Genomic DNA, 24,513 nt, shown 5'->3' with positions numbered 1-24,513 from the left:
GAACCGGCGGCTGTCGCTCAGGCCGCGGGGCGGCCGGTGGTCGTCGTGGAGGCGGTCGGATGTGCCGTCGTGGCGGCGGGGCCGGGAAGGGTGCCGGCGGGCGGCGCGCTCTCGGCGGTCATGGAGGCGTCACCCTCCTTCTCGTCGTCCTTGATGTTCGCCTTGAAGGACTTGATGCCCTTGGCGACGTCGCCCATGAGGCCGCTGATCTTGCCGCTTCCGAAGAGCAGCAGAACAACCGCCAACACGATCATCCAATGCCAGATGCTGAAGGAACCCATCGTCGCGCCTCGATCCCGTGGTGCTTATGAATGGCGGGACCCTACCGCATCCCGGCTCTGAACAGAAGCCGCCATACCTTTCGGGTCCCGGCCGGAACGATCCGCCCCCATGCGGAGACGTTTGCGGAGCCGTTCCGTGAGGAGCGCATCCGCCAGGGCGGATGGCTTCCGCCACGGGAGTCATGTGGGGAGCGCGAGGGTCAGGCGCAATGCCGGATATCCCGGCGCCGCGTCCTCCTGCGTCAGCGGCAGACGCGCTGCGTCACCGTGCGGAACCGCACCCGGCCCCAGCGGTCGCGGTAGCGGACGTTGCGGGTCTCGTTCCAGCAACGGGGGCCGCGGCGGTAGCGGCCGGAGCCGTAGTACTGGGCAAGCTGCACGCCGGCCTCGGGGGCCTCAGCCTCGGCCGCCTGGCGCGACGCGAAGGCCTCCGCCTCGGCGCTCGGCGTGGGGCCGCGGGAAAGGCCGGTCGTGTCGCCCAGGATGCCGGCCTGCGCGGTGGCGGCGAGGCCGAGCGTGGCGGTCAGCGCGCTTGCGAGGCCCATGAACATCAAACGACGGCGTTCCATTTCTACCTCCTGTGAAGTCGATGACCGCAATAAACCGTGGGATTCGGGCACCGGGAGGTCCGATCCATGGCAACCGCGCCTTGAGTGCTACGCTGCGCAACCGAACGTGCCGAAGTGATCCGGGTTTCCTTTCGGTCCGGACAGGGTTCGGTCGTGCGGCGGTGCAACTTCCTCCCTCGAGGCGGCGTTCAGTTGGGCATCCTTCACATCAAAGGAACCCTGATATGAATCGCTATCTCGTCATGATTCCCATGCTCGCACTGAGCCTCGGCCTGGCCGCCTGCGACGATCCGCCAGGCCCCGCGGAGCAGGCCGGCCGGCAGCTCGACCGCGCCGGCGAGCGCATCCGCGACGCGGTGGATCCGCCGCGCGGGCCGGTCGAGCGCGCGGGCCGCGCGATCGACCGGGCGGTGGACTGACCTAGGGGAAGGGCCGCCCCACCCGCAAGTGATTGATACTGATAATCATTTGCAGTACATGTTGGATGGGAGGTTCCGGATGGCCTGGACCTCCCGACGTGACGTCCCTGCGGCAAAAATCCCACAGTTAGCAATCGATGAATCTCCCCGACTTAAATGCGAATGATTCCTAATTGCAAATAATATAAGCGAACCGTAATGCCCCCGACAGCTTCACAGCCCAGGGGGACACTTTGCCCAACGCCCGACCCCGCCGGCCCCGTGCCCGCGGACCGCTGCTTCTCTCCGCCGCCATGCTGATCGCGGCCCCCGCCGCCGCCCAATCGCCAGTCCCCCCATCGACGGCCGCCGATCCCGGCCTCCACCTCCCCGAGGTCAACGTCTCCGCCGGCCTGCCGCGCGCCTACGCGCCCGTCCGCGGCTTCGTCGCCGAGACCGCCGCCACCGCCACCAAGACCGACACGCCCCTCCTCGAGACGCCGCAATCCATCTCGGTCGTCACCCGCGACCAGATCGAGGCTCAGGCGGCGCAGACCCTGAACTCCATCATGCGCTACACGCCCGGCGTCGCGGTGGAGACGCGCGGCACGGTGGGGCGCCTCGACCAGTTCACCATTCGCGGCTTCTCCGCGCCGACCTTCCTCGACGGCCTCCGCACCTTCGGCGGCCGCGACGCCAATCCGACCACGGATCCCTACCGGCTGGAGCGCGTGGACATCCTGCGCGGCCCGGCCTCGGTGATGTTTGGCCAGTCGGGCCCCGGCGGCCTGGTGAACCTCGTCAGCAAGCGGCCGACCGAGCAGCCCTATCGCGAGCTCATGCTGCAGGGCGGGACCTTCGGCAGCTTCCGCGCCGGCGCCGACCTCAGCGGCGCGCTGAACGAGAACCGCACGGTGCTGGGCCGCATCGTGACCTCCTACTCGCGCTCCGACACCCAGATCGACCATGCCCGGGAGGAGCGCTACTTCTTCGCGCCCTCCGTCACCTTCCGGCCGACGACGGACACGACGATCACCGTCCTCGGCCTCTACCAGCGCGACCCCTGGGGCGGCACCTATGGCGGCGTTCCCGCCTATGGCTCGGCGCTGCCCAATCCGCGCGGGCGCATCTCGACGAGCCTCTGGGACGGCGACCCGAACTTCGACCGGCTGGACCGCACCCAGTACCAGATCGGCTACCTCGCCGAGCACCGTTTCAACGAGGCGCTGACCGCGCGGCAGAACTTCCGCTACTCGCGCTCCGAGGCCACCTACCGGCAGGCCAACGGCTCGACCCTGCTGCCGGACTACCGCACCTACACCCGCGGCATCAGCTCCACCGACGTGACCTTCGATTCGATCACGCTGGACAACCAGCTCGAGGGCCGCTTCCAGATCGGACCGACGCGCCACACGCTGCTGGCGGGCGTCGACTACTACAACGTGAACAGCGACACCTATTCCGGCACCTTCACCCAGGTGGGCGTGCCGTCGATCGACATCTTCGCGCCCGTCTACGGCGTCCGCATGCCGAACCTGGCCTATTCGACGCGCGCGCGGCAGGAGCAGAACGGCACCGGCGTCTATGCGCAGGACCAGATCCGCATCGGTCCCCTTGCGATCCAGCTGGGCGGGCGGCAGGACTGGTACGATTCGACCACCCGCAACACGACCCTCGCGACCGGCGTCACGACGCGCACGCCCTTCGACACCAGCGCCTTCACCGGCCGCGCGGGCATCGTCTACCTGACGAGCATCGGCGTGGCGCCCTACTACTCCTACACCGAGAGCTTCGAGCCGCAGACCGGCACCTTCTCGCCGGCGCGCGGCGGCGGCCCCTTCGAGCCCACGACGGGCCAGCAGCACGAACTCGGCATCCGCTACCAGCCGCAGGGCGTGAATGCGCTCTTCTCCGCCGCGCTCTTCGACCTGCGCCGCCAGAACGTGACGACGCAGGATCCGCAGGACATCCGCTACTCCATCCAGACCGGTGAGGTCCGCTCGCGCGGCCTGGAGCTGGAGGCCAAGGCGAGCCTGGCCCTCGGCCTCGACGTCGTGGCCTCCTACACCTACCTCGACAGCGAGGTGACGAGCAGCAACTCGACCGTCACGGTGGATCGCGGCCTCGGCACGCGCACCTCCACGCGGCCGCAGCGCGGGACGGAGCCCACGGCGGTCCCGAACCACATGGCCTCGGTCTGGGCCAACTACACCTTCCAGGAGGGCTCGCGCGCGGCGGGCCTCGGGTTCGGCGGCGGCGTCCGCTATGTCGGCCAGACCTGGGGCGACCCGGCGAACACGCTGCGCGTGGGCGACTACATGCTGGTGGACCTCATGGCCCGCTACGACCTCGGCCGCCTGAGCCCGAACCTGCAGGGCGCCTCGCTGCAGGTGAACGTCAACAACCTGTTCGACAAGGAGTACGTCTCGTCCTGCGCCACCTACCAGTGGTGCTGGTACGGCTACCGGCGCACGGTGCTGGCGACGGTGCGGCACCGCTTTTGAAGTCCTCAGACGCTGGGCGGCGGCTCCGCCGACTTGGCTTCGCCACGCCAATGGAGCGCCAGGCCGGAAGATGGAGTTGGCGGCGCCGGCCGCCGTGCGGCCGGGCCTCCATGACGCGCTGCCGGACGACGAGGCATCCAGACGGCGACAATCGGCGGGCTATCGAAGCTCGTCCAGGCCTTCTGTAAACAGCACGGCGCCGATGTTCCGCGAGCCGTGCAGCACCCGCACGACCTGAACGCCATCGGGGGTCTCCCGGTAGAGGATCAGGTAGGGGTAGGCGACGAGCACGCGGGCCTCGGGGGTGGCCAGCGACCAGGCGCTTCCGGCCTTCGGCCAACTTGCCAGGATCTGCAGGCGGTCCTGGATACGGTCGAACACCCGATCGGCCGCCGCCGGGTTATCCGCCGCGATGTGCTCCCAGATCTCGAGGAGGTCGGCGCGGGCGCGCCGGGTGCTGCGGATCGTTCCCACGCTATGTCGTGCGGGCGGCCAGTCTCGCGCGGGCGTCCCGCTTCAGCTCGTTGAAGTCGAGCGGGCCGGCGTCGCCGCTTTCGCTTCCCTCTGCCCAGGCGAGCTGGAGGCGCTCCAGCGTCTCGCGATGGCGCTCCCGCTCCTCCATGAGCCGCAACGCGTCGCGCAGCACCTCGCTGGCGCTGCTGTAGCGACCGCTCGCAAGCTGCTTCTGCACGAAGGCTTCGAAATGGCTGCCGATGGTGTAGCTGCTGGGCATGCGGTCTTATATCATAAAGTGATATCGCCGCCGCAAGCCTCAGCTCTCCGGCCGGATCCCCAGCCGCTGCACGATCGGCCCCCAATGGGCCACCTCGTCGCGGATGAGCGTCGCCAGCGCGGCCGGTGGCGTCCCGAGCGGCTCGAAGCCCGCCGCATCCAGGGCCCGGCCGGTCTCCGGATTGGACAGCGCGCGCCCGGCCTCCGCGCCGATCCGCGCCACGCGCTCCGGCGGCGTGCCCGGCGGGGCGAAGAGCCCGATCCAGGCGAAGACGCCCCCGGCCGGCTCACCCTGCTCCACCAGCGTCGGCACGTCGGGGAGCTGCGTCATCCGCGCCTCGCCGGAGACGCCGAGCGCCCGCACCTGGCCGGCCCGCACCTGGCCCAGCACGGAACCCGCCGCGGCCGCCATCAGCTGGATGCGCCCGGCCACGATCTCCGTCACGGATTGCGGCACCGAGCGGAAGGGGATGTGCGTCATCTCCATCCCGTGCCGCGCTGCCATCTCGGCCACCACCAGGTGCCCCGTGCTGCCGGCGCCGACCGAGCCATAGTTCAGCTTGCCCTGGTTCGCCTTCGCATAGGCCACGAGCTCGGCGACGTTGTTCACCGGCACACTCGGGTTCACCGCCAGCACGAAGGGCATGCGTGCGAGCAGAGAGACGGGCACGAGATCCGTCACCGGATCGTAGGGCAGCTGTGGGTTGAGGATCTTCGCGATCGAGCCCGGCCCGCCGATGGTCACGCCCAGCGTGTGCCCGTCCGTCGCCTTGGCGGTCGCGTCGGCGCCGATCGTGCCGCCGCCGCCGGCGCGGTTGTCGATGACGAAGGGCTGGCCGAAGACCTGTGTGAAGTGGTTGCTCACCGCACGCGCCGCGATGTCCGGCGTGGAGCCGCCGGGGAAGCTCACGATCACGCGCACCGGCCGGTCGGGCCAAGCGTGCTGGGCCAGGGCCGGAGTAACAAGGGCGGGAAGCGCGAGCAGGGCGCGGCGGGTGGCGGGCATGTCGGATCCTCCGTCGTTGCCGGAGCTTATGCCCCTAACGCCCGGCGAGATCGAGACGGGGCGTGATGAAGCCATGCGCGGCGAAGACCGTGTTGCCGTAGTCGCCGATGCGGGGGAACCAGACGCGCACCTGGCTCCAGTCGTTGCGCGGCGAGACGTCGAGCATCGGCTGGTCGCGCGCCACGCGCCCGCGGCCGGAGCCGCTGGCCCAATTGGCGTGGTCCACGCGGATCTCGCGGGAGGAGACCACGCGCGCCACGACGGCCACATGGCCGGAGGGCAGCCGCGAGGTGCGGGCGAGGACGATCACGCTGCCGGGCGCGGGCCGGCTGCCGCGGATGTAGCGGCCCTCGGCGGCGCTCCACCATTGCCAGGCGTCGCCGCGCAGCTCGATGCCCGAGCGGGCGCGGGCATAGGGCACGCAGGACAAGTCCATCGAGGCGCCGGGGTTGGGCACGCCGGCGATGGTCGGCGCGCGCGTGTGCGTGCTGCCGCAGCCGGCGAGCGCCGACAGCAGGACGAGAAGGAGCACGCCCCGCCGCAACGGGATGCACGCGATCGCCACTGGAAAAGAACCCCCAACGCGCTTCCCCCGAAGCGCGACTTTGAAATGCTAGCCGAAGCCTGCGCCGCTTGCGAGCGCTTCCTCGACGCAGTCTCGCCCTCTCCTCGGCTGGAGACCCGACTGATCCGGTCTGGAACTCGGACAAGGGTGGGGGCATGCCAACATGGGCCGCGGCCTGTCGGGGAGCTCGGCACGATGCAGTCGGCTCTCGTCTCCGAGATGTCGCGCAGGTCCTGGGCGGATGGCCCTTTCGGCCGCGAAGGCGGCGACCAGTGCGCTTAGGTGAACTGGCCTTTCTGCGACGCGGCCTGCCGGAGCAGCCCTTCATGGTAGTCCTGAAGGGTGGAAAGGCGGGCTTCCTCGATCGCCTGTGCGAGGACCTCGGTGGTCCGAGGGAATTCCTGGTCTCTGGCGTCCTCGATGAGGTCCTGGAGGCGGCGGATGAGGCTGCGCCGCCGGGTCTGCAGCCGGAATTCGGCGTCGGTGATGAAGGGTGTGGGCGCGGGGGCCGGATTGCGGGGACGGACGGGGAATTTCTTTCCAGACAAGGCCCTTTTCCTTCCAACGGCATTCGATGATCGGAATATATAGGGAAGTTTTCCCCTACAGCAGTTGTATAACAAGGCTTTCAGCAACCTACAATAGGGGTGCTCTGAAAAAGACTAACCTAAAAATTTGGAAACTGTCTCATAAATAGTATTTTCTTCGTTTGTTCTCTAAGTTTTCCAGGCTATCATCATGATTTACCCATAAATCTGGGAAGAAAGTCCCGGAAGGTAGATTGTTTCCTCAGAATGCATTTCGTTGCCCTTGTCGGAGAATGATCAGTGGAATATACAGTAGTAATAAGAGTTGGATTTTCATATGTCAGATCTGCTGATCTGGGTCGGCGCCGGGTTTCTGACCGCGGCCGTCGCTGTCGCGGGCTTCGTCACCCTGGCTGTCCGAGCCGGGGAAAAGATGATCCGCGAGGATCCCTATTGGGACATGTAGCCGTCGGCCGACCCCTCAGGCTGCCTGGAGCAGGGAGGCGGCAGCGCACAGGGCCGCCGCCGACAGGGTGGGGGTCGCGCCGATCTGCTGGCCACGCATCGTCGTGGCGACGAAGCCCTTCCCGTGCCTGACGATGTGGACCGCCTCGTTGCCCAGGACCATCGACCAGTAGACCGTTCCGTCCTCCGCGCTGTGCTTCTGCAGATCAGCGCCCGCGGCCAGCAGATATGCTTGCCATTGAATATATTTCATAGTCATTTCATTCCGGGGACATTCCGCGACCAGCAGGGCCACGGGGCGCTCTGCGGCGTTCTCCCCAGTTTCGCGACAAAACCTTGAGGTTGTGTTAACCTGATCGTCAGCCGTGATCGGACAGGGCGCGCAGCCCCGCTTCCGCCGGGCTTCTGCCGGCGCCAAGCCGCCGGCCAAGCAGGTCCATGGCGACGTAGCGGCCGTTCTCCGCCAGGATGTGAAGCGCTAGGTTTCCGAGCAGGAGCGACCAGTAGATGGTCCCGTCCTCTGCCTGATGGCGCTGCAGATCGAGCTCCGGCGGCCCGGGCGGGCCTTCGCTCGCTATCTCAATCATGGCCGCCTCGCGGGAAGGGGGGCGGGCCGCCGGACGTTTCAGTTCTTGGTAAGGACGCGGTTGTGCTCCCGTCGCAGCTCCTGCTCGAATTCCGGCGGGCCGAAGAGCGCAGCCCAGGCCCAGGGATTCGACCATCGCAACTGCCATTTAACAAACTCAACATAGTCAATACCCAGCGCTGCCGCGTATTCACGGTAGCGCTCCGGTGGGACATAGGCGCGCCCCAGCTCGAGCTGCGAGACCATGGTGAAATAGGCGAAGCCCACCTTCTCGGCGAGCTGCTGCTGCGTGAGGCCGGCGGCGATGCGCCAGTTGCGCAACTGCTGGCCGGAGCGTGTCCGCATCTCTTGCGACCACTCGCCGCGTCCTTGATTCGGCCGACTCGCCATTTCGAACCGTCCTTTCCCGTTCGCAGCCCTCTCGCGCCGGCGGGCGCCGGGAAGAAAAGCCACGTCGGGTTGATAATCGAAAACGGTATATAGTCCAATGCATTCGGCGGTATGGTATGAATTTCCCAGACGGAGACGCCAGCTCGCCGCGCTGCGCGCGGCGACGAATCCCCCGGGGCAGGATCCTTTGCCGGATGATCCTGCCCGCCGTTCGGGCGTTGCTGTGCTGATGCGTGAATCATAGCCATCCGATTCCACGTGGCGCGCCAAGCCGAGGGATCGTCCTCCCGTCCCGCCATGACGAAACGGAATGGAAGTTGCGGCAGGCGGCGGTTGCAGGGTCCTATCCGATAAGAGACTCGGAGCCTGACCTCGCATTACACTTCTCTGCATACTGCTGTATAGAGAGGAACAACGTATTAGGTTTCCTATATCGGAGGCGCGGCTTCGGGACCGGATCAAACGGCGGTCTGCCGCTAGAGCAGATCCCGATCAGACTGCTTCGTCCGATCGGGTGAAGACGCTCGAAAAACAAAAGGCTAGAGGTTTTGGAGTGAGCCTAAGCGACGGGAAAAGCTCTAGGATCCCGGTTCGAAATCCAGGCTGAGCGGCCCCATCCCAGGCCCCACCCACTGCTCCGCGAAACCCACCTGGCCGGTCTCGGCGCTCGCCCAGAACCGGTTCGTGACGGAGGAAAATCCTCGCACGCGGCAGCTCTCCTCCACCAGGATCATCCCCTCCTCGGTCCGTGCCGCGCGCAGGCGGCAGTCGAAGGCGATGCCGAAGCGCATCGTCGCCGGATCGCGCGAGGCGCCGGAGATGTCCACCAGCCGCCGCACCTCGGCGCTGCGCTCCAGCAGGGCGCGCGGGTCGTCGAGCGGGTCAGGCCCGTCGAAGCGCGTGGCCATGACGATCTGCCGCAGGCCGGCCGTCGCCACCACGCGCGGCCCGTCGGTTGCGACCACCACGCCGCCCGGCGCGCGCCACATGCGGCGGTTGCCCTGCTGCTGGATGAGCACGGCATTGGCGGCGCGGCGGCCCAGCGCGAAGCGGACCTGCGGGCCGTCGCCGTCCTCCTCGCTCTCGGCCTCGGCGATGGCGAGGCGGTCGGGCTCGCGCCCGTTGTCGTCGAAGAGCCGGGTGATCTCGGACAGGGGCGAGTTCCGGCCGCAGGCCGAGAGCGAGACCAGAAGGAGGAGGAGCAGGACGCGCATCCTGCCAGACTAGGAAGGCGAATGGCATGTAACGAGGGGGTGTCTTGCCCCGGGCGGCCAAAACCCTCACAGACGCGCCGCCATGTCACCGCTCGCCCCCATTTCTCTCACCCAGGCCAGACGCATCGTCGTCAAGATCGGTTCCGCCCTCCTGGTGGAGAAGGCGGAGCCGCGCTTGGCCTGGCTCGCTTCCGTGGCGGCCGACATCGCGGCGCTGCGGGCGCGCGGCGTCGAGGTCGTGGTGGTCTCCTCGGGCGCGGTGGCGCTGGCGCGCGGCACGCTCGGGCTGACGCGCAAGGTGCTGAAGCTGGAGGAGAAGCAGGCCGCCGCCGCGGTGGGGCAGATCCGGCTGGCCGGCGCCTGGGACCACGCGCTCTCGGCCCACGGCCTGCGGGCCGCGCAACTCCTGCTCACGCTGGAGGACAGCGAGGACCGGCGCCGCTACCTCAACGCCCGCGCCACGCTGGCGACGCTGGCCGAGCTCGGCTGCGTGCCTGTCATCAACGAGAACGACACGGTCGCCACGGCGGAAATCCGCTTCGGCGACAACGACCGGCTGGCCGCCCGCGTCGCCGAGATGATCGCGGCCGACGCGCTGATCCTGCTCTCCGACATCGACGGGCTCTACACCGCCGATCCGCGCAAGGACCCGGCCGCGACGCACCTGCCGGTGGTCGAGCGCCTCACCGACGAGATCATGGCCATGGGCGGCGACCCGCCCCCCGGCTACTCCTCCGGCGGCATGCGCACCAAGCTGATCGCGGCGCGCATCGCGACGGGCGCGGGCTGCGCCATGGCGATCGCGCTGGGCCATGCGCCGCACCCGCTGGCGCGCCTCGAATCCGGCGAGCGCTGCACCTGGTTCCTGGCCTCGCCCGAGGGCCGCACGGCGCGCAAGCGCTGGATCGGCGGTTCGCTGCAGCCGCATGGCGCGCTCATCGTCGATGCCGGCGCCGCCCGGGCGCTGCTGCGCGGCGGCTCGCTGCTGCCGGCCGGGGTGCGCGCGGTGGAGGGCGACTTCTCCCGTGGCGACGCCTTGAGCGTCCGCGACGAGGCGGGGCGCGAGCTGGCGCGCGGCCTCTCCGCCTATGACGCGGCGGACGCCGTGCGCATCGCGGGCCATCGCAGCGCCGAGATCGAGGCGCTGCTCGGCTGGCGCGGCCGCGACGAGCTCATCCACCGCGACGATCTCGTTCTCGCGTCCGATCGGTCCGGCGAAGCCGGCCGTGAATCGGCCGCGCACAAAGCGGAAGGGTAGGACATGTTCGACGCTTTCCTGATGGGCCTGATCGAAGGGCTCACCGAGTTCCTGCCGATCTCCTCCACGGGCCACCTGATCCTGCTGGGCGAGCTGCTCGGCTTCCAGGGCCCGCCCGGGAAGGTCTTCGAGATCTCCATCCAGCTCGGCGCCATCCTCGCCGTGGTCGTGGTCTTCTGGCCGAAGCTGCTCGACGTGCTGATGCACATGTGGCGGCCGCGCACGCCGCAGCGCTACTTCGCGGTGAACATCCTCCTCGCCTTCCTGCCGGCGATGGTGATCGGCGCGACGCTGCACGGCACCATCACGGCTCTGCTCTTCAACCCCTATGTGGTCTGCGTGGCGCTGATCCTGGGCGGCATCGCCATCATCGCGATCGAGCGGAAGATGCCCCATCCCAGCATCCATTCCGTGCCCGAGATCGGCCCGCTCGCCGCCCTGCTGATCGGCTTCGGCCAGGCGCTGGCGATGATCCCGGGCACCTCGCGCTCCGGCGCCACCATCATCACCGCGCTGCTCTGCGGCGTGGACCGGAAGACGGCGGCCGAGTTCAGCTTCATCCTGGCCATCCCGACCATGCTCGCGGCCACGGCCTATTCGCTGCTGAAGGCGCGGCACGAGCTCTCCTTCGACGGCATGTCGCTGATCGCGGTCGGCTTCGTCACCGCCTTCGTCGTGGCGCTGGTGACGGTGAAGGCGGTGCTGGCGGTGATCGGGCGGATCGGCTTCACGCCCTTCGGCTGGTACCGGATCGCGCTCGGCGTGGTGATGCTGGCGGTGCTGCTGCTGGGCTAAGGCGTCGCTCCCTCGAAGGGGTTGAGCAGCCGCGCGCCCAGTCCCGCGACCTCCGCCGTGTTGCGCGTGACGAAGACGAGGCCGCGCGCCTGCGCGGTGGCGGCCAGCAGCGCGCCGACGACCGCTACCGAGCGCGGGGCCGTACCGCCTGCGCCATGCCTCTGACCAGCGGCCCCGCAACCCGCCCCGCCCCCGGACGTTCATGGCGCATCCGCTCCATCGGGCGGAGGGCGCGTCCTTCGAGGCGGGCCCATGGCTGGTCGCGAACCGGCTCCCCCACCCGGGCAAGGCGACGCGCCCGGGTCACCGACGTCCCACGAGGAGACCCACCACATGCGCACAAGCACCTGGCTCACCGCCGCCTTCGGCACGGTCCTGCTGGCCACCCCCGCCCTGGCGCAGATGCAGCAATATGCGGCTCCCGGCCGCAGCGACTCCCTGACCGAGATGGAGCGCGAGCGCCGCAATCCCGGCCCGCCCTCCGTGCCCCTGCAGAACCGCGACGGCGCCGTCGCCGACGATGTGGACGCGCGCAACGTGCAGGACTGGCTGATGCAGGCGAAGGCCGCCATCGGCCGCGGCCAGCTCGGCCAGGCCAACGAGTTCCTGGAACGCGCCGAGACCCGCCTGCTGAGCCGCAGCACGGAACCGTCCCGTGCCGGCGTGCCGGCGTCCGGGCCCCGGCTGACCTCGATCTCCGGTGCCCGCGAGGCGCTGCGCAACCGTGACCGCAACGGCGCGATGCAGCAGATCGACATGGCGCTTCGCGGCGCCTGACACCGGGCGGGCCCCTGTCCGCGAACGGCCGGGGAGGGCGATGCCCTCCCCGGCTTTTTGCGTCTCGCCCCGGCCACGATCGGTGTTGTAGAAGGGACGACAGGAGAAACGCCTGATGGAAACGGTACGGGCGCCCGGTCCGCTACCCGACGTGTATATCACGGAGGAGCTGGAGCGCCGCCCATCGAAGCGCTCCGACGCCTTGCGGGAGAAGCGCGCGATCCTGGAGCTCGCAGGCCTGATGGCCGATCACCCGGAGCGGGTGCTGCCGCGCTTCGTGGACCTGGCCATGGAGATGACGCAGGGCGTCTCGGCCGGGCTCAGCCTGTTCCAGGCGACGCCCGCCCCCGGACTCTTCCACTGGCGCCACCTGCGCGGCCTGCTCGCGCCCTTCGAGGACTCGACCACGCCGCGCGACCGCAGCCCCTCCGGCGTCACGCTGGACCGCGGCACGCCGGTCCTCGCTCGGCATCCGGAGCGGCTCTACGGCTGGATCGCCGAAGGGGGAATCGAGCTGCCGGAGATCCTGCTCGTGCCGCTGAACCTCGGCGGCGACACGCCGCTCGGCACGCTCTGGATCGTTTCCGCCGCCGAGGGGCATTTCGACGGCGGCGACGCCCGCGCGATGTTGGAGCTCGCCGGCTTCGCCGGCATCGCCATGCGGATGGTGCGTACCGAGGGGCGGCTGCAGCGGGCGTTGGCCGACCAGGAGACGCTGGCGCGCGAGATGAGCCACCGGCTGAAGAACATCTTCTCCATCGCCGACGGCATGATCCGGCTCAGCGTGCGCACGGCCGGGACGAAGGAGGAGCTGGCCGAGAAGCTCTCCGGCCGGATGCAGGCCCTGGCGCTGGCGCATGCGCTGGTCCGCCGCGGCTCCCGCGACACCGCCAGCCCCGCCTCGGACCTGCGGGTGCTGGTCGAGCAGATCGTGCGGCCGCACGAGGACACGACGCCGGGCGCGCCGCATCGCTTCACCTGGTCCGGGCCGCCGGTGCGCTGCGGCGAGCAGGCGGTGGGCGGCCTCGCGCTCGTGCTGCACGAGCTCGCGACCAATGCCGCGAAGTACGGCGCCCTGGCGGTCGAGGGGGGCCATGTGGAGGTCTCCTGGCGCTTCCTGGGCGGCCGCCTTGCGCTGCGCTGGGCCGAGCGGGACGGACCGCCGGTCGCGGCGCCGCCGCAGACGCGGGGCTTCGGTGCCGTGCTGATCGAGGAGACGGTGATCCAGCGGCTCATGGGCGAGCTGGACTACGACTGGCGGTCGCCCGGACTGACCGTGACGATGACGCTGCCGCTGGCGAACCTGGCGATCTGAAGGCCGGCCGTCGCAAAAAAGATTCGCGATCCGTCGCGGCATTAGCCGGGCGTTAACCGGCCTGGGTCCAACTCTGTGGGCACACAGGATCGGACCCGCAGGATGCAGGACACCTCACTGGCTGCCCCATGGGCCGCGAAAAGCGCCCGCCCCGGCGGACCGGAACCCCGGACACTCAGGCCATGCCTGCGCCCTCCTTCGGCGCCGGCCTTCCCGCGCGCGTCCTGATCCCACGACCCACCCCAACCGCGCCGCTCCGCCGGCATCGACAGACGAGGAAAAACACCCATGTCGCTCAACTCCGTGAACACCAACCTGGGCGCGATGGTCGCGCTGCAGTCGCTCAACAAGACGGGCGCCGAGATGGAGGCGACCCAGAAGCGCATCTCCACCGGCTTCCGCGTCTCCGATGCGCGGGACGACGGCGCCGCCTATGCGGTGGCCGAGCGCATCCGCGGCGACCTCGCCTCCACCACCTCGGCCAACCAGCAGCTCGGCGGCATCAAGGGCCTGCTCGACACGACGCGGACGGGGCTCGAGAACATCTCGACCGTGCTGAAGGACGTGAAGTCCACCGTTGTCGCGCTGTCGGACGCGAACATCACGCCGGCCCAGCGCAGCCAGTACATCGCCGCGCTGAAGGAGAAGTTCAGCCAGATCTCGAACTTCGTGACGGACACGACCTACAACGGCCAGTCCATGCTCAACACGTCGGCGACGGTGGGCGACACCGGCACGACGCTCGGCGAGATCAAGACCGTCCGCAACGGCGAGGGCGCGACCTATTCCTTCGCGCGCATCGCCACCCAGGGCGTCAACGGTCAGGCTGGCTTCACGACGCTGACCAACCTCGGCATGACGACGTCAGGCGTGGCCGCGGGCACCACGCTGGCGAACGCCATCAGCAGCTTCGCCGGCGCGCTGACCACGGGCGGGGCGGTGAACGTCGCGATCAACAACACGCTGACGGCGCTGAACAACCTCGGCAGCTACAGCCGCTACGTCGACACGCAGATCAACTTCAACAAGGCGAAGATGGACGCGCAGGAGGCGGGCATGGGCGCGCTGATCGACGCGGACCTGGCGAAGGAATCGGCGCGGCTGCAGTCGCTGCAGATCCGCCAGCAGCTGGGCAGCCAGGCGCTGGGGATCGCGAACCAAGCGCCGCAGATGCTGCTGTCGCTGTTCAGGGGGTGATGTGGCCGCCTGACCGGCAATGCCGCGCGGCCGACGCTCAGACCCGCGAGCCGATCTCGCGCCGCAGATCGTCGGCGAGCTTCAGGCCGAAGAAGACCATGCAGGCGCCGGCGATCCGGCTCAGCGCGCCGCTCAGCCGGGCGTAGTGCCGGCGGCTGAAGGGCGTGGAGAGCACCGCCGCCACGAGGCCGTACCAGGCGAAGGACTGGCAGGCGATCACGGCCAGCACCGCCCCAAGGAACCAGATGGGCGGCTGGGCGGGCACCACCAGCGCGAAGACGCTCGTCCAGAAGACGGCGGATTTCGGGTTGCTCAGGGTGGTCAGGAAGCCGGCAAGGAAGGGCGAGCGATAGGCCGGCGCCGCGGGCGCACCGTCGCGGCGCGCGGGCCGCAGCATCCGGATGCCGACATAGATGAGATAGGCCGCGCCGATCAGCCGGACGAGGCGGTAGAGCTCGCCCGCCTGGAGCAGCAGCAAGCCCACGCCCGCGAGGCTCAGGGAGGCCCAGATCAGCGAGGCGAGCGCGATGCCCACGGCGGCGGTGAGCCCGGCACGGCGGGAGATGCCGGCCGAGCAGTAGCTGACCGCGACCGTGTTCGGCCCCGGCACCATGGCCATGAGGAGATGGATGGCCGAGAGGTGCAGGAGAGTTGGCAGCAGGTCCATGGATCTGGTCGGCCTTTTCGGAAAGGGCCGGCCAGGATGTCAGCGGCGGTGGGGCGCCTCAAGTGCCAGCGGGGCTGGCTTCAGTCCCGCTCCACGCACATGGCCACGCCCATCCCGCCGCCGATGCACAGCGTGGCGAGGCCCTTCTTCGCGCCGCGGCGCTGCATCTCGTAGAGCAGCGTCGTCAGCACGCGCGCGCCGCTGGCGCCGATCGGATGGCCGAGCGCGATCGCGCCGCCGTTCACGTTCACCTTCGACGTGTCCCAGCCCAGGTCCTTGTTCACCGCGCAGGCCTGCGCCGCGAAGGCCTCGTTGGCCTCGATCAGGTCGAGGTCGCCGACGGTCCAGCCCGCCTTCTCCAGCGCCTTGCGGCTCGCCGGGATCGGGCCGGTGCCCATGATCGCGGGGTCCACGCCCGCCGTCGCCCAGGAGACGATCCGCGCCAGCGGCGTGATGCCGCGCTTCTTCGCCTCGTCCGCCGACATCACCACCAGCGCGGCCGCGCCGTCATTGATGCCCGAGGCGTTGCCGGCGGTGACCGTGCCGTCCTTGGCGAAGGCCGGGCGCAGCTTGGCCAGCACCTCGACGGTGGTCTCGGGCCGCGGATACTCGTCGGCCTCCACGACGGTGTCGCCCTTGCGGCCCTTCACCGTCACCGGCGTGATCTCGTCCTTGAAGCGGCCGGCGGCCTGCGCCTCGCCCGCCTTGCGCTGGGAGTTCGCCGCGAACTCGTCCTGCTCGCCGCGGGTGAGCTGGTACTTCTGCGCCACGTTCTCGGCCGTGTTGCCCATGTGGTAGCCGTGGAAGGCGTCCCACAGCCCGTCCTTGAGCATGGTGTCGGTGAATTCGAGGGCCCCCATCTTCTGGCCGTTGCGCAGGTTCTGGGCATGCGGCGCCTGGCTCATGCTCTCCTGCCCGCCGGCCACGACGATCGTCGCGTCGCCCGTCGCGATCTGCTGCGCGGCCAGCGCCACCGCCCGCAGGCCCGAGCCGCAGAGCTGGTTGATGCCGAAGGCGGTCCGCTCGACCGGGATGCCGGCGTTCACCGCCGCCTGGCGGGCCGGGTTCTGCCCGGCATTGGCCGTGAGGATCTGGCCGAGGATCACCTCGTCCACCTCCTCGGGGGCCACGCCCGCGCGGCTCAGCGCCGCCGTGATGGCGATCTTGCCGAGCTCATGCGCGGGGAGGGAGGCGAGCGCGCCGTTGAAGCTGCCGACGGGCGTGCGGGCAGCCGAGGCGATGACGATGTCCATGGGTCTCTCCCAAGTGTTTCGCGGCGTGTTTGGTGGCCACTCTGCATCTGGGGACGGGAGGCGTCCAGTTGCAGGGGCCGGACGCGGCGCGACAGATGCGACAGGAATCGGGTGGTTGGATAATACTTCCTACGCATAAATTTCCTTCGCAGGAGAAGGAGGCTCGGACATGGCTTCGATGGTCATCCACGACAGGCGCCTGACCGGCCAGACGCCGGCCTACTACAACTTCGTCATGCAGGTGAACCAGCAGACGCATATCCGCCACATCGTGGAGGTGACGGCGCGCCGGGCGCGGCAGGTGCGCAAGCTCAACCGGCTGCACATCCTCTGCCACGGCTTCGAGAGCAACTGGGACCTGGGCGGGCGGATGAGCCTGCCGGCGGCCCATGGCGGCTTCGGCCTCCAGCTCGGCACCGAGGGGCTGAACCTCTTCAACTACGGGCTGAGCTACGCCTGGAAGGGGCTGGTGGACGAGATCGTCATCTTCGCCTGCGCCCCGGCCGACACCTATCACGGCAATGTCGGCACCTGGGGCGACGGCCGCCGCTTCTGCGGCTACCTCGCGCTGACCACCGGTGCCCGGGTGATCGCCGCTCGCGACACGCAATACTATCACGACGACAACGGCCCGATCGACTTCCGCGACTGGGAGGGGCCGGTCTACGAGTTCTCCGACGCCAGTCCGGAGGGCACGACCATCCTCGATCCCTCGCCCTACCGCGTGCAGCGGGACCGCGCCTCGGCGGCCTGAGAAAGGCAAGAAATCCGGCCGCACGGCGGCCGGCGCCGCCCACTCCACCTTCCGGCTGGGCGCACCCGGCGTCTGAGGGCGGCTATAAAGCTTCCAGCCAATCCCCGAGCGGCCGCCACAGCGCGGCCTCGGCGCCCTGGCCGGCGACCATGCCGATGTGTCCGGCCTGGGCGATGTGGACCACGGCCCCCGGGATCGCGGCGGCCAGCGGCAGGGCCGAGCCCGGCGGCACGATGCGGTCGCGCGCCGGCACGGCGACGAAGGCGGGGCCGCGCCACTCGCCCGGGAGCACCGGCAGTCCGGCCACCACCCATTCGCCGCGGCCCGGCGTGTTCTGGCCGTACCAGCCGCCGATCGTCTCGCGCGCCACGGGGGCGGCGAGGGGGATGCCGTCGTTCAGCCAGTCCTCCAGCGCGACGAAGCGCCGCGCGCGGTCGCTCGCGGGGTCGAGCCGGGCGAAGGCTCGGAACTTCTCCGGGATGCCGTAGGGGTCGAGCATGGCGAAGAGGCTCTGCAGCATGTCCACGCCCAGCGCACCCGCGGGCTCCATCAGCGGCTCCAGCCCGGGCAGCAGGCGCGAGACGCCGCGGGACTGCGGATCGGCCGAGAAATCCCAGGGCGTGGCGAGCAGCGCCAGCGCGGCCACGCGGTCGGGCCGGCGCAGCGCGGCGGCCAGCGCCAGCAGCCCGCCCATGCAGTAGCCGGCCAGCACCAGACCGGCCGGCGCGGCCATGAGCGCGCGCTCCAGCCGTCCCGCGATGTGGTCGGTGAGGGTGAAGCGCCGCTCGATCGGGCCGGGCCAGCCCCAGTCGAGCAGCAGCGGACGGAAGCCGCGCCCGGCGAGGTGCCGCATGAGCGAGGCGCCCTCGTCGAGATCGAGCACATAGTGCCGGTTCACCAGCGAGGGCACGAAGAGCACCGGGCGGCCGGTGCCGCCGTAATCCAGCAGCCGCGCCGAGCCCTCGCTCCACAGCACCGGCGGATCGGGCAGGGCGCGGGCATGCGGGTGGCGGCGATAGGCGGCGAGGCCCTTCAGCAGCGCGGCGTCCTCGCGCCAGAGCCGCCGCAGCACGGCGGCCCGGAAGGCCTCAGGGCTTCGGCTTGCGGGGTCGAGTCCGGCGAGGGCCCGGGCGATCCGTTCCGCCTCCGCCTGTCCCGCCTTCGAGCGCGGCCAGCCGCTGCTCCAGCTCGGCCAGCCGGGCGCGAAGGGCTGCGGATTCCCGGGCAGTGGCATCATCAGGGCTGCCATGCCCCGGGCCCCGCCCAGCATCAGGTGCAGCGGCAGGGGGCGCGGGCCGCGGCGGCTCCGAAGCGGCGGGCTCATGCGGCGGCCGCCACTTCATCGCGGCCGCCATCTGCGCCGATTGCGCGCGCCAGAAGGCCGACATCAGCGCGACCGACGCCGCCCAGGCTTCCGCCAGCTCCGCATCCTGGCCGAGCGCCGTCAGCTCGCTCTCCCAGAGGGCGATCCAGTCGGCAGCCAGTCGGTCGAGATCTTCGGGTCGGTCCATCCATGCCCGTGACTAAGCTTGATGAAGGGTGGGCACGCGAAGGTTGCTCGCATCCCTCGGGCACGTGCTACGCTCGCGCGACAACAAACGCCAGACCACAACGCCTGACTTGGGGGAACGCCGCATGCCCGATCAACCGGCAGACATGAAACCCGCGACGCCTCCTGTCGTCGTGAAGAAATATGCCAACCGCCGGCTCTACAACACGGAAAGCAGCAGCTACGTCACGCTCGAGGACCTCGCGCAGATGGTGCGGCTGGGCCGCGATTTCGTCGTCTACGACGCCAAGTCGGGCGACGACATCACGCGTTCCGTGCTGACCCAGATCATCGTCGAGGAGGAATCGAAGGGCAGCCACCTGCTGCCCGAGAGCTTTTTGCGGCAATTGATCGGCTTCTACGGCGACAGCCTGCAGGGCGTGCTGCCGCGGTATCTCGAAGCGACGATGTCGGGCTTCGCGCGCCAGCAGGAGGAGATCCGGCGCGGCATGGAGCAAGCGCTGAAGCCCTTCTCCATCGAGGAGATCAGCCAGCGCAACATGGCGATGCTGGAGCGCGCCATGAGCCTCTTCACCCCTTTCCAGGCCGGCGGCGCCCGCAGCGAAGTCGACACGCTGAAGGCGGAGAACGCGGCGCTGAAGGCCGAGCTCGCGGCCGCCAGGAAGGGCTAGCGGCCCTTCACGCCGAGCGGCGCGAGGGTTCCCCGGCCTCGGCGAGGCGCGACAGCTCGCGCCAGGCCGCGTCGTAGCCGGCATCGGCGACCAGCGCGCGCGGCAGGGCGCGCCGGCGCCAGGAGGCCTCGAAGGCCTCCGCCTCCGCCCAGCATTCCGCGGCTGCGGCGCAGGTCGGCGACACGGCCATGTGCGCGGCGAAGCGTGCCTCCAGCGCGTCGCGCTCCGGCCCGAGCTCGGCCAGCACGGCGGCGAAGTCCCCGAGGACAGCGCCGCGATGCAGCGTCTCATGCCGCCACCAGGGCGTCGCTTCGTCGCGCCGGTCGGTCGGGCGCGGACCCTGCGGCGGCAGGGCGAGATTGGAGGTGACGGGACGGAAGACCGAGAGGCAGGGCGCCGAGGTGCCGGTGACCCAGTGCAGCGCGCGGCCATCCGCCTGCAGCTCCGACACCAGCGAGGCCGTGCTCTGCCCGCGCCGGTCGGGGCCGGCGGCGTGCATGCAGATGGTGCGGCCGGCGGCGCGCGCCGGATGCCAGGCGGGATCGCCCTCCGCCGCGGCGCCGTGGTCGCGCAGGATCGCCATCATGTCGGCGGGCGTGAGGCTTCCGTCCCTGCGCGCCATCAGCTCGGTGGAGCGGGCGCAGCGGGCGCGGCCCTGGCTGGCGGCGTCGCGCTCGGGGTCGAGATAGGCTTCGGCGAAGTCGAGATCGGCCTCCGAGCTGCACCAGCCGCGCGCCGTCGCATCCGCGACCAGCGCCGGGCTGGCGCGCCAGATGGCGCCGCGTCCGATGGAGAGCGCGTTGGAGATGGCGCGCCTGCGCGCCACCCGCTCGGCGACCCAGAAGCGGCCGACCGTCTCCAGCACGAAGGCGCCGTTCCCGTCGGCGATCAGGAAGGAGTTGTCGTAGAAATGCTCGTTGAGATGGCCGCAGTCGCCGCCCTGGCCATGCCGCTCCAGCAGGCCGATGATGACCTCCACCGCCGCCTCGGCCGTCGCGGCGCGCTCCAGCGCCAGGCGCACGAGGTCCATGCCGATCAGCGCCGGCTCGCGGCTGGGCGGGATGCGGGCGAAGACGGCCTCGTTGCCGATCACCACGCCGGCCGCGTTCGCGCCGATCTCGGCGCCCCAGCACCAGAAGGGCCGGCTCAGCAGCACCGCCTGCGTCTCCGCGGCCTGGGGGATCTCGATATAGCTGCAGCGGACCGCGCTGCCGGGCGCGTGGCGCGCTGCGGGGCGATGCTCGAGGAACTGCGCTTCGTTCCGCTCGCGGTCGCTGTTCTTGGCGAAGAGCACGCCGCCGGCCGCGGTGGCGGGCGGCAGGGCCACCATGGTGTCGCACATCGTCTCGGCTCTCCTCGGTGCCGCGGAAATCATGGCGTTTCCGTCGCCGGGCGAATAGCCACCCCGCGGCGGGCATGCCACGCTTCCTTCCGCAGAGCGGAACAGGAGAGACCGAATGATCATGACGCGCCTCGGGCCGATGCTGGCCTCCGCCGCCATCGCGCTGACGCTGATGGCCTCCCCGCGCCCGGCCGATGCGGCCCCGCTGGTGGCCATGCTGGAGGCCGAGGTCGCGACGCTCGATCCGCACTACACCACCGCCTACATCACCCGCGCCTTCGGCTACACGGTCTACGACACGCTCTTCGGGCTGGCGGCCAATGGCGAGATCCGGCCGCAGATGGTGCAGGACACCGCCATCTCCGACGACCGGCTCACCTACACCTTCACCCTGCGCGAGGGCCTGCTCTGGCATGACGGCACGCCCGTCACGGCGGCGGACTGCGTGGCCTCGCTGCGCCGCTGGATGCCGCGCGCGGGCCTCGGCCGGCTGCTGGCGGCGTCCACGGATTCGCTGGAGGCGACCGGTCCCCGGACCTTCGTGCTCAAGCTGAAGCAGCCCTTCGGCCTCGTGCTGGAGGCGCTCGGCCGGCCCAACACGCCGGTGCCTTTCATGATGCCCGCGCGTGTGGTGCAGGCCGCCGGCGACGGGCGCGTGACGGAAATCATCGGCTCCGGCCCCTTCGTCTTCCGGCAGGACCTCTATCGCCCCGGCGACCGCATCATGCTCGACCGCAACGCGCGCTACGTGCCGCGCGCCGAGCCGGCGGATTTCCTGGCCGGCGGCAAGCGCGTGAACATCGAGGGGCTGGAGATCCGCGTCATCCCCGACGGCTCCACGGCCGCCTCCGCGCTGCAGGCGGGCCAGATCGACTACATCCAGAGCCCGAGCTTCGACCTGCTGCCGATCCTGGAGCGCAACCGCGGGATCAGCGTCGGCGGCCCGGCCGGCATGAACAGCTACCAGGGCTACTTCCGCCTCAACCACGCGTCGCCGCCCTTCAACGATCCGGCGATCCGCCAGGTGCTGTGGAAGCTCTTCGACCAGTCCACGGTGCTGACCGCCCTCGGCCTGCCCGAGCGGCTGACCCAGCCGGGCTGCCTCTCCTGGTTCATGTGCGGCACGCCTCTGGAGAACACGGAAGGCTCGGCGGTCGCGGCCAACCCGTCCGTCGCCGCCGCGCGCGAGGCGCTGCGCCGCACGCGCTACAACGGCGAGCCGGTGGTGGTGCTGCAGGCGACGGATATCGAGACGCTGCGCGTCTCCTCCGCCGTCGCCGCGGACCTGCTGAAGCAGGCGGGCTTCAACGTCGACCTCCAGGCGATGGACTGGGGCACGCTGCTCAACCGCCGCGGCCGGCGCGACGGCTGGAGCATCTTCGGCGTGACGGCCTCGGGCTTCGACCTCGCCTCGCCGCCCACGCATTTCTACCTGTCGGGCAATTGCGTGGATTACGCCGGCTGGAGCTGCGACGAGCGGATGGTGCCGCTCTTCGCCGCCTTCCCGCGGGCGCAGACCGACGCCGAGCGCCAGCAGATCGCGCGCGGGATCTCCGCCATCGCCTTCGAGAACACGCCGGCGGTGATGTGGGGCCAGTTCGTGACGCCGGCGGCCTGGCGCAGCAGCCTGCGCAACCTCATCCCGTCGAGCATCCCGCTCTTCTGGAGCGTGGAGAAGTAGCTTTCTGCCCTCGGACGCCGGGCGCCGCCTCTGGCGGCTTGGCTTCGCCGCCTCAGGGCTGGCGCGCCAACCCTGAGGTGGAGCGGCGGCGCCGGCCGCCTCGCGGCCGGATTCTCGCAGGGCAGCGCCTGATCCGCGCGGGTGTTGCTCGGTCCTCAGGCGCCGGGAGACCTCACCCGTCCCGGGATTCGCGGCACTCCTCGATCGGCTTGCCCAGCGCCGCCACGCGGTCCCCGTCGCGCAGGCAACCGGCCTTCCAGTTGCCGCGGAACCAGCCTTCCTCGACGCTGTAGAACTCGCCGGGCCCCTCGGGCAGGCCGTCGCGGAACTCGCCGCGGAAGAGGTTCCCGTTGATCCAGAACATCACGCCCCTTCCGTGGCGCAGGCCCTGCCGCCACTCGCCGTCGTAGCGGCCCGTGGGGAAGACGCGCAGGCCGCGGCCCTGCTCGCGGCCGTCCTGGAACTCGCCCTGGTAGATCTCGCCGGTCGATTCCAGATAGGTGCCGATGCCGTGCATCCGGCCGCGCGCCATGGTGCCGACATAGCGCTCGCCGCCCTGCTCGCCGTCGCGCTTGTAGGTCCAGCCGAGGACGCCCTCGCCCTGGGCCGGTCCCTCGGGGCAGGGGCCGGTCCAGCGGACGGTCTCCTCCTGCTGCGGGTTCGGGTTCCAGACCCAGCAGCCGTTCTCCGCATCGACGGTCCAGCCGGGATGGTCGATCGAGGCGATCGAATCCGCGGCGGGCGGGGCCGGGCGCGGCTGCGCCGGCTCGGTCGTCTGGGCGGCGGCAGCCGCCGTCAGGGCCAGGTAAAGAAGACACCAACGCATCGTCCGACTCCTCGTCACGCGCCCCGTCGGAGCGCGGCTATACTGAGCGCCATTCCGCCCCCGAGCGCTACTAACGCCAGCGTAACGGGCAAGCCCCAGCCCGGCGCCGATTCCAGCAGCAGCCCGCCCAGCGGCGCGCCGATGGCGCCACCCAGCATGTAGGCCGTGTTCAGCCCCGCCATGCCCAACGCGCGAGCGGGCCCCGCGAAGCGCTGCACCGCGCGCACCATGCCGAGCGTGTAGATCGAGCCCGCCGCGCCGCCCCAGACGGCCAGCACCGGCCAGATTCCCCAGCCCGGCGCCAGCACGGGCCAGAGCAGCGAGCCGGCCGCCACCACCACCGCGCAGCCGAGCAGCGCGCGATGCGTGCCGAACCGGTCGGCCACCATGCCCACGGGATACTGCGCCAGCATGTTGCCGAAGCCCGTCGCCACCACGATCGAGGCCGCGGCCGCCGCGGCCATGCCGAGCGCCAGCCCCTGCACCGGGAAGACCGCGCCCGCCGAGCCCTCCAGCGCGCCGCAGAGCGTCGCTGCACCCAGGGGTGCGATCATCATCAGCGCCACCGGCTTCAGCCGGAAGACCGAGAGCTTCATGCGGCGCGGCACGGCGCCCGGCGGCTCGCGCAGGGCGAGCGTCAGCACGAGGCCGACGCCCATGATGAGCGCCGCGCCGTAGAAGGCCTCGGACCGCACGCCGAAGAGCCAGAGCGCCGCCGGCCCGCCGCCGATCGCGGCCGAGACGAAGGTCTGGTAGATGCCGAGGAACTGCCCCTCGCGCCCCGCGGGCGCCATGGCGCCCGCGATGGCGTCGGCGCTGGTCCAGGCCAGGCAGGAGGCCACGCCCAGCACCGGCCCCAGAAGGAACCAGACGGGAATGGCGGGGTCGGTGCCGAGGCCGGCGAGCGCCACCATCTCGAGCGCGACGGCCAGCTGGTGCAGACGCAGCGCGCCGCCGACGCGGCCCGCGAGCCAGGGCGAGATCGGCGCGGCCAGCAGGGCGGCGATCCAGACGGCGGCGGCATAGAGTCCGACGAGCGCCGGCGAGGCGCCGCGCTCGGTCAGCAGCACGGAGGCGAGCGGAACGCTCATCCAGCCGCCGGCGAAGGCGCAGGTGGCGGCCGCCACGAAGATGGGGAACTGGCTGCCGCGCGGGATCGGCGCGGCCCCGGCGACAGACACGGGGGTCATGGACATGGTGTGATCGGCGCCCTCGGGCGCCTCCTCGATC

At 70.4% G+C, this 24,513-nt stretch carries 28 protein-coding genes; 11 read left to right on the top strand and 17 right to left on the bottom strand.

Annotated features, from left to right (window positions below; genetic code table 11):
- Positions 1-17: 17 nt before the first annotated feature.
- Together AC1ROY_RS01495 and AC1ROY_RS01490 are read right to left on the bottom strand one after the other, a co-directional pair.
- The gene (locus AC1ROY_RS01495; protein WP_493146503.1) at positions 18-281 is read right to left on the bottom strand and encodes a twin-arginine translocase TatA/TatE family subunit; all 264 of its coding nucleotides are present in this window, start codon (positions 279-281) and stop codon (positions 18-20) included.
- A gap of 242 nt (positions 282-523) precedes the next feature.
- Positions 524-850, bottom strand: coding sequence for a hypothetical protein (locus AC1ROY_RS01490; RefSeq protein WP_493146502.1), 327 nt, complete (start codon positions 848-850; stop codon positions 524-526).
- A 224-nt stretch (positions 851-1,074) separates the two neighbouring features.
- On the opposite strand from AC1ROY_RS01490, the gene AC1ROY_RS01485 reads away from it, so the two are divergent.
- Entirely contained in the window at positions 1,075-1,269 is a 195-nt protein-coding gene (locus AC1ROY_RS01485; RefSeq protein ID WP_493146501.1) for a hypothetical protein, read from the top strand.
- 233 nt (positions 1,270-1,502) lie between these two features.
- Positions 1,503-3,752 carry a TonB-dependent siderophore receptor gene (locus AC1ROY_RS01480; RefSeq protein ID WP_493146499.1) on the top strand — a complete coding sequence of 750 codons (2,250 nt, stop codon included), beginning with the start codon at positions 1,503-1,505 and terminating at the stop codon, positions 3,750-3,752.
- Between the two features lie 159 nt (positions 3,753-3,911).
- Here the strand turns inward: AC1ROY_RS01480 and AC1ROY_RS01475 are convergent, their stop codons facing one another.
- The 5 genes from AC1ROY_RS01475 to AC1ROY_RS01455 form a co-directional block, all read right to left on the bottom strand.
- Positions 3,912-4,226 carry a type II toxin-antitoxin system RelE/ParE family toxin gene (locus AC1ROY_RS01475; protein WP_493146498.1) on the bottom strand — a complete coding sequence of 105 codons (315 nt, stop codon included), beginning with the start codon at positions 4,224-4,226 and terminating at the stop codon, positions 3,912-3,914.
- Position 4,227: 1 nt separating this feature from the next.
- Positions 4,228-4,485, bottom strand: coding sequence for a type II toxin-antitoxin system ParD family antitoxin (locus AC1ROY_RS01470; RefSeq protein ID WP_493146495.1), 258 nt, complete (start codon positions 4,483-4,485; stop codon positions 4,228-4,230).
- A gap of 39 nt (positions 4,486-4,524) precedes the next feature.
- Positions 4,525-5,490, bottom strand: a complete 966-nt coding sequence (locus AC1ROY_RS01465; protein WP_493146494.1) for a Bug family tripartite tricarboxylate transporter substrate binding protein — start codon at positions 5,488-5,490, stop codon at positions 4,525-4,527.
- A gap of 34 nt (positions 5,491-5,524) precedes the next feature.
- A complete protein-coding gene (locus tag AC1ROY_RS01460; RefSeq protein ID WP_493146492.1) occupies positions 5,525-6,022 on the bottom strand; it encodes a CHAP domain-containing protein in 498 nt (165 codons plus the stop codon).
- 311 nt (positions 6,023-6,333) lie between these two features.
- Complete coding sequence (locus tag AC1ROY_RS01455; RefSeq protein ID WP_493146490.1) at positions 6,334-6,603, bottom strand: hypothetical protein; 270 nt, start codon at positions 6,601-6,603, stop codon at positions 6,334-6,336.
- 316 nt (positions 6,604-6,919) lie between these two features.
- On the opposite strand from AC1ROY_RS01455, the gene AC1ROY_RS01450 reads away from it, so the two are divergent.
- Positions 6,920-7,048: a hypothetical protein gene (locus AC1ROY_RS01450; protein WP_493146488.1), complete on the top strand. Its 129-nt coding sequence runs from the start codon at positions 6,920-6,922 to the stop codon at positions 7,046-7,048.
- A 15-nt stretch (positions 7,049-7,063) separates the two neighbouring features.
- Here AC1ROY_RS01450 and AC1ROY_RS01445 read toward each other — a convergent pair whose 3' ends face one another.
- The 4 genes from AC1ROY_RS01445 to AC1ROY_RS01430 all read right to left on the bottom strand — a co-directional run bounded on the left by AC1ROY_RS01445 (position 7,064) and on the right by AC1ROY_RS01430 (position 9,237).
- Positions 7,064-7,342, bottom strand: a complete 279-nt coding sequence (locus AC1ROY_RS01445; RefSeq protein ID WP_493146486.1) for a hypothetical protein — start codon at positions 7,340-7,342, stop codon at positions 7,064-7,066.
- A 64-nt stretch (positions 7,343-7,406) separates the two neighbouring features.
- Positions 7,407-7,634, bottom strand: a complete 228-nt coding sequence (locus AC1ROY_RS01440; RefSeq protein WP_493146484.1) for a hypothetical protein — start codon at positions 7,632-7,634, stop codon at positions 7,407-7,409.
- A 38-nt stretch (positions 7,635-7,672) separates the two neighbouring features.
- The gene (locus tag AC1ROY_RS01435; RefSeq protein ID WP_493146482.1) at positions 7,673-7,978 is read right to left on the bottom strand and encodes a helix-turn-helix domain-containing protein; all 306 of its coding nucleotides are present in this window, start codon (positions 7,976-7,978) and stop codon (positions 7,673-7,675) included.
- A gap of 623 nt (positions 7,979-8,601) precedes the next feature.
- The gene (locus tag AC1ROY_RS01430) at positions 8,602-9,237 is read right to left on the bottom strand and encodes a YjbF family lipoprotein (protein WP_493146480.1); all 636 of its coding nucleotides are present in this window, start codon (positions 9,235-9,237) and stop codon (positions 8,602-8,604) included.
- An 82-nt stretch (positions 9,238-9,319) separates the two neighbouring features.
- Here AC1ROY_RS01430 and proB point away from each other — a divergent pair, with 82 nt between their 5' ends.
- The 5 genes from proB to AC1ROY_RS01405 all read left to right on the top strand — a co-directional run bounded on the left by proB (position 9,320) and on the right by AC1ROY_RS01405 (position 14,579).
- The gene (gene proB, locus AC1ROY_RS01425) at positions 9,320-10,495 is read left to right on the top strand and encodes a glutamate 5-kinase (protein WP_493146478.1); all 1,176 of its coding nucleotides are present in this window, start codon (positions 9,320-9,322) and stop codon (positions 10,493-10,495) included.
- Positions 10,496-10,498: 3 nt separating this feature from the next.
- Positions 10,499-11,290, top strand: coding sequence for an undecaprenyl-diphosphate phosphatase (locus AC1ROY_RS01420; protein WP_493146475.1), 792 nt, complete (start codon positions 10,499-10,501; stop codon positions 11,288-11,290).
- Between the two features lie 333 nt (positions 11,291-11,623).
- The gene (locus AC1ROY_RS01415) at positions 11,624-12,067 is read left to right on the top strand and encodes a hypothetical protein (RefSeq protein ID WP_493146473.1); all 444 of its coding nucleotides are present in this window, start codon (positions 11,624-11,626) and stop codon (positions 12,065-12,067) included.
- 115 nt (positions 12,068-12,182) lie between these two features.
- Positions 12,183-13,382, top strand: coding sequence for a sensor histidine kinase (locus AC1ROY_RS01410; protein ID WP_493146472.1), 1,200 nt, complete (start codon positions 12,183-12,185; stop codon positions 13,380-13,382).
- Positions 13,383-13,670: 288 nt separating this feature from the next.
- Positions 13,671-14,579, top strand: a complete 909-nt coding sequence (locus AC1ROY_RS01405) for a flagellin N-terminal helical domain-containing protein (RefSeq protein ID WP_493146471.1) — start codon at positions 13,671-13,673, stop codon at positions 14,577-14,579.
- Positions 14,580-14,616: 37 nt separating this feature from the next.
- On the opposite strand, the gene AC1ROY_RS01400 is transcribed toward AC1ROY_RS01405, so the two are convergent.
- On the bottom strand, positions 14,617-15,246 hold the full coding sequence (locus tag AC1ROY_RS01400) for a LysE family translocator (RefSeq protein WP_493146469.1): 630 nt from the start codon (positions 15,244-15,246) through the stop codon (positions 14,617-14,619).
- Between the two features lie 80 nt (positions 15,247-15,326).
- A complete protein-coding gene (locus AC1ROY_RS01395) occupies positions 15,327-16,499 on the bottom strand; it encodes an acetyl-CoA C-acetyltransferase (RefSeq protein ID WP_493146467.1) in 1,173 nt (390 codons plus the stop codon).
- A gap of 169 nt (positions 16,500-16,668) precedes the next feature.
- Between AC1ROY_RS01395 and AC1ROY_RS01390 the strand changes: the two genes are divergently transcribed.
- Positions 16,669-17,253 carry a hypothetical protein gene (locus tag AC1ROY_RS01390; protein WP_493146465.1) on the top strand — a complete coding sequence of 195 codons (585 nt, stop codon included), beginning with the start codon at positions 16,669-16,671 and terminating at the stop codon, positions 17,251-17,253.
- Positions 17,254-17,335: 82 nt separating this feature from the next.
- Here AC1ROY_RS01390 and AC1ROY_RS01385 read toward each other — a convergent pair whose 3' ends face one another.
- Entirely contained in the window at positions 17,336-18,577 is a 1,242-nt protein-coding gene (locus tag AC1ROY_RS01385) for an alpha/beta fold hydrolase (RefSeq protein WP_493146463.1), read from the bottom strand.
- A 311-nt stretch (positions 18,578-18,888) separates the two neighbouring features.
- On the opposite strand from AC1ROY_RS01385, the gene phaR reads away from it, so the two are divergent.
- Positions 18,889-19,434: a polyhydroxyalkanoate synthesis repressor PhaR gene (gene phaR / locus AC1ROY_RS01380; RefSeq protein WP_493146461.1), complete on the top strand. Its 546-nt coding sequence runs from the start codon at positions 18,889-18,891 to the stop codon at positions 19,432-19,434.
- Between the two features lie 7 nt (positions 19,435-19,441).
- Here the strand turns inward: phaR and AC1ROY_RS01375 are convergent, their stop codons facing one another.
- On the bottom strand, positions 19,442-20,776 hold the full coding sequence (locus AC1ROY_RS01375) for a peptidase C69 family protein (protein WP_493146459.1): 1,335 nt from the start codon (positions 20,774-20,776) through the stop codon (positions 19,442-19,444).
- A gap of 115 nt (positions 20,777-20,891) precedes the next feature.
- On the opposite strand from AC1ROY_RS01375, the gene AC1ROY_RS01370 reads away from it, so the two are divergent.
- Positions 20,892-22,457, top strand: coding sequence for an ABC transporter substrate-binding protein (locus AC1ROY_RS01370; RefSeq protein WP_493146457.1), 1,566 nt, complete (start codon positions 20,892-20,894; stop codon positions 22,455-22,457).
- Positions 22,458-22,629: 172 nt separating this feature from the next.
- On the opposite strand, the gene AC1ROY_RS01365 is transcribed toward AC1ROY_RS01370, so the two are convergent.
- Together AC1ROY_RS01365 and AC1ROY_RS01360 are read right to left on the bottom strand one after the other, a co-directional pair.
- The gene (locus AC1ROY_RS01365) at positions 22,630-23,283 is read right to left on the bottom strand and encodes an MORN repeat-containing protein (protein ID WP_493146456.1); all 654 of its coding nucleotides are present in this window, start codon (positions 23,281-23,283) and stop codon (positions 22,630-22,632) included.
- A gap of 14 nt (positions 23,284-23,297) precedes the next feature.
- Entirely contained in the window at positions 23,298-24,479 is a 1,182-nt protein-coding gene (locus AC1ROY_RS01360) for an MFS transporter (protein WP_493146454.1), read from the bottom strand.
- Between the last annotated feature and the right edge of the window lie 34 nt (positions 24,480-24,513).

This window comes from Roseococcus sp. GW821-FHT12F05, assembly GCF_058806835.1.
The sequence above is the reverse complement of the archived record's forward strand: the minus strand, read 5'-3'. Positions and strand labels throughout refer to the sequence as shown.

Coding starts and splice junctions, on each gene's coding strand:
- AC1ROY_RS01450 (WP_493146488.1), top strand. CDS start 6,920: ATGTCAGATCTGCTGATCTGGGTCGGCGCCGGGTTTCTGACCGCGGCC.
- AC1ROY_RS01440 (WP_493146484.1), bottom strand. CDS start 7,634: ATGATTGAGATAGCGAGCGAAGGCCCGCCCGGGCCGCCGGAGCTCGAT.
- AC1ROY_RS01470 (WP_493146495.1), bottom strand. CDS start 4,485: ATGCCCAGCAGCTACACCATCGGCAGCCATTTCGAAGCCTTCGTGCAG.
- AC1ROY_RS01375 (WP_493146459.1), bottom strand. CDS start 20,776: ATGTGCGACACCATGGTGGCCCTGCCGCCCGCCACCGCGGCCGGCGGC.
- AC1ROY_RS01435 (WP_493146482.1), bottom strand. CDS start 7,978: ATGCGGACACGCTCCGGCCAGCAGTTGCGCAACTGGCGCATCGCCGCC.
- AC1ROY_RS01395 (WP_493146467.1), bottom strand. CDS start 16,499: ATGGACATCGTCATCGCCTCGGCTGCCCGCACGCCCGTCGGCAGCTTC.
- AC1ROY_RS01465 (WP_493146494.1), bottom strand. CDS start 5,490: ATGCCCGCCACCCGCCGCGCCCTGCTCGCGCTTCCCGCCCTTGTTACT.
- AC1ROY_RS01490 (WP_493146502.1), bottom strand. CDS start 850: ATGGAACGCCGTCGTTTGATGTTCATGGGCCTCGCAAGCGCGCTGACC.
- AC1ROY_RS01430 (WP_493146480.1), bottom strand. CDS start 9,237: ATGCGCGTCCTGCTCCTCCTCCTTCTGGTCTCGCTCTCGGCCTGCGGC.
- AC1ROY_RS01385 (WP_493146463.1), bottom strand. CDS start 18,577: ATGAGCCCGCCGCTTCGGAGCCGCCGCGGCCCGCGCCCCCTGCCGCTG.
- AC1ROY_RS01360 (WP_493146454.1), bottom strand. CDS start 24,479: ATGTCCATGACCCCCGTGTCTGTCGCCGGGGCCGCGCCGATCCCGCGC.
- phaR (WP_493146461.1), top strand. CDS start 18,889: ATGCCCGATCAACCGGCAGACATGAAACCCGCGACGCCTCCTGTCGTC.
- AC1ROY_RS01485 (WP_493146501.1), top strand. CDS start 1,075: ATGAATCGCTATCTCGTCATGATTCCCATGCTCGCACTGAGCCTCGGC.
- AC1ROY_RS01495 (WP_493146503.1), bottom strand. CDS start 281: ATGGGTTCCTTCAGCATCTGGCATTGGATGATCGTGTTGGCGGTTGTT.
- AC1ROY_RS01405 (WP_493146471.1), top strand. CDS start 13,671: ATGTCGCTCAACTCCGTGAACACCAACCTGGGCGCGATGGTCGCGCTG.
- AC1ROY_RS01365 (WP_493146456.1), bottom strand. CDS start 23,283: ATGCGTTGGTGTCTTCTTTACCTGGCCCTGACGGCGGCTGCCGCCGCC.
- proB (WP_493146478.1), top strand. CDS start 9,320: ATGTCACCGCTCGCCCCCATTTCTCTCACCCAGGCCAGACGCATCGTC.
- AC1ROY_RS01410 (WP_493146472.1), top strand. CDS start 12,183: ATGGAAACGGTACGGGCGCCCGGTCCGCTACCCGACGTGTATATCACG.
- AC1ROY_RS01400 (WP_493146469.1), bottom strand. CDS start 15,246: ATGGACCTGCTGCCAACTCTCCTGCACCTCTCGGCCATCCATCTCCTC.
- AC1ROY_RS01370 (WP_493146457.1), top strand. CDS start 20,892: ATGATCATGACGCGCCTCGGGCCGATGCTGGCCTCCGCCGCCATCGCG.
- AC1ROY_RS01415 (WP_493146473.1), top strand. CDS start 11,624: ATGCGCACAAGCACCTGGCTCACCGCCGCCTTCGGCACGGTCCTGCTG.
- AC1ROY_RS01390 (WP_493146465.1), top strand. CDS start 16,669: ATGGCTTCGATGGTCATCCACGACAGGCGCCTGACCGGCCAGACGCCG.
- AC1ROY_RS01420 (WP_493146475.1), top strand. CDS start 10,499: ATGTTCGACGCTTTCCTGATGGGCCTGATCGAAGGGCTCACCGAGTTC.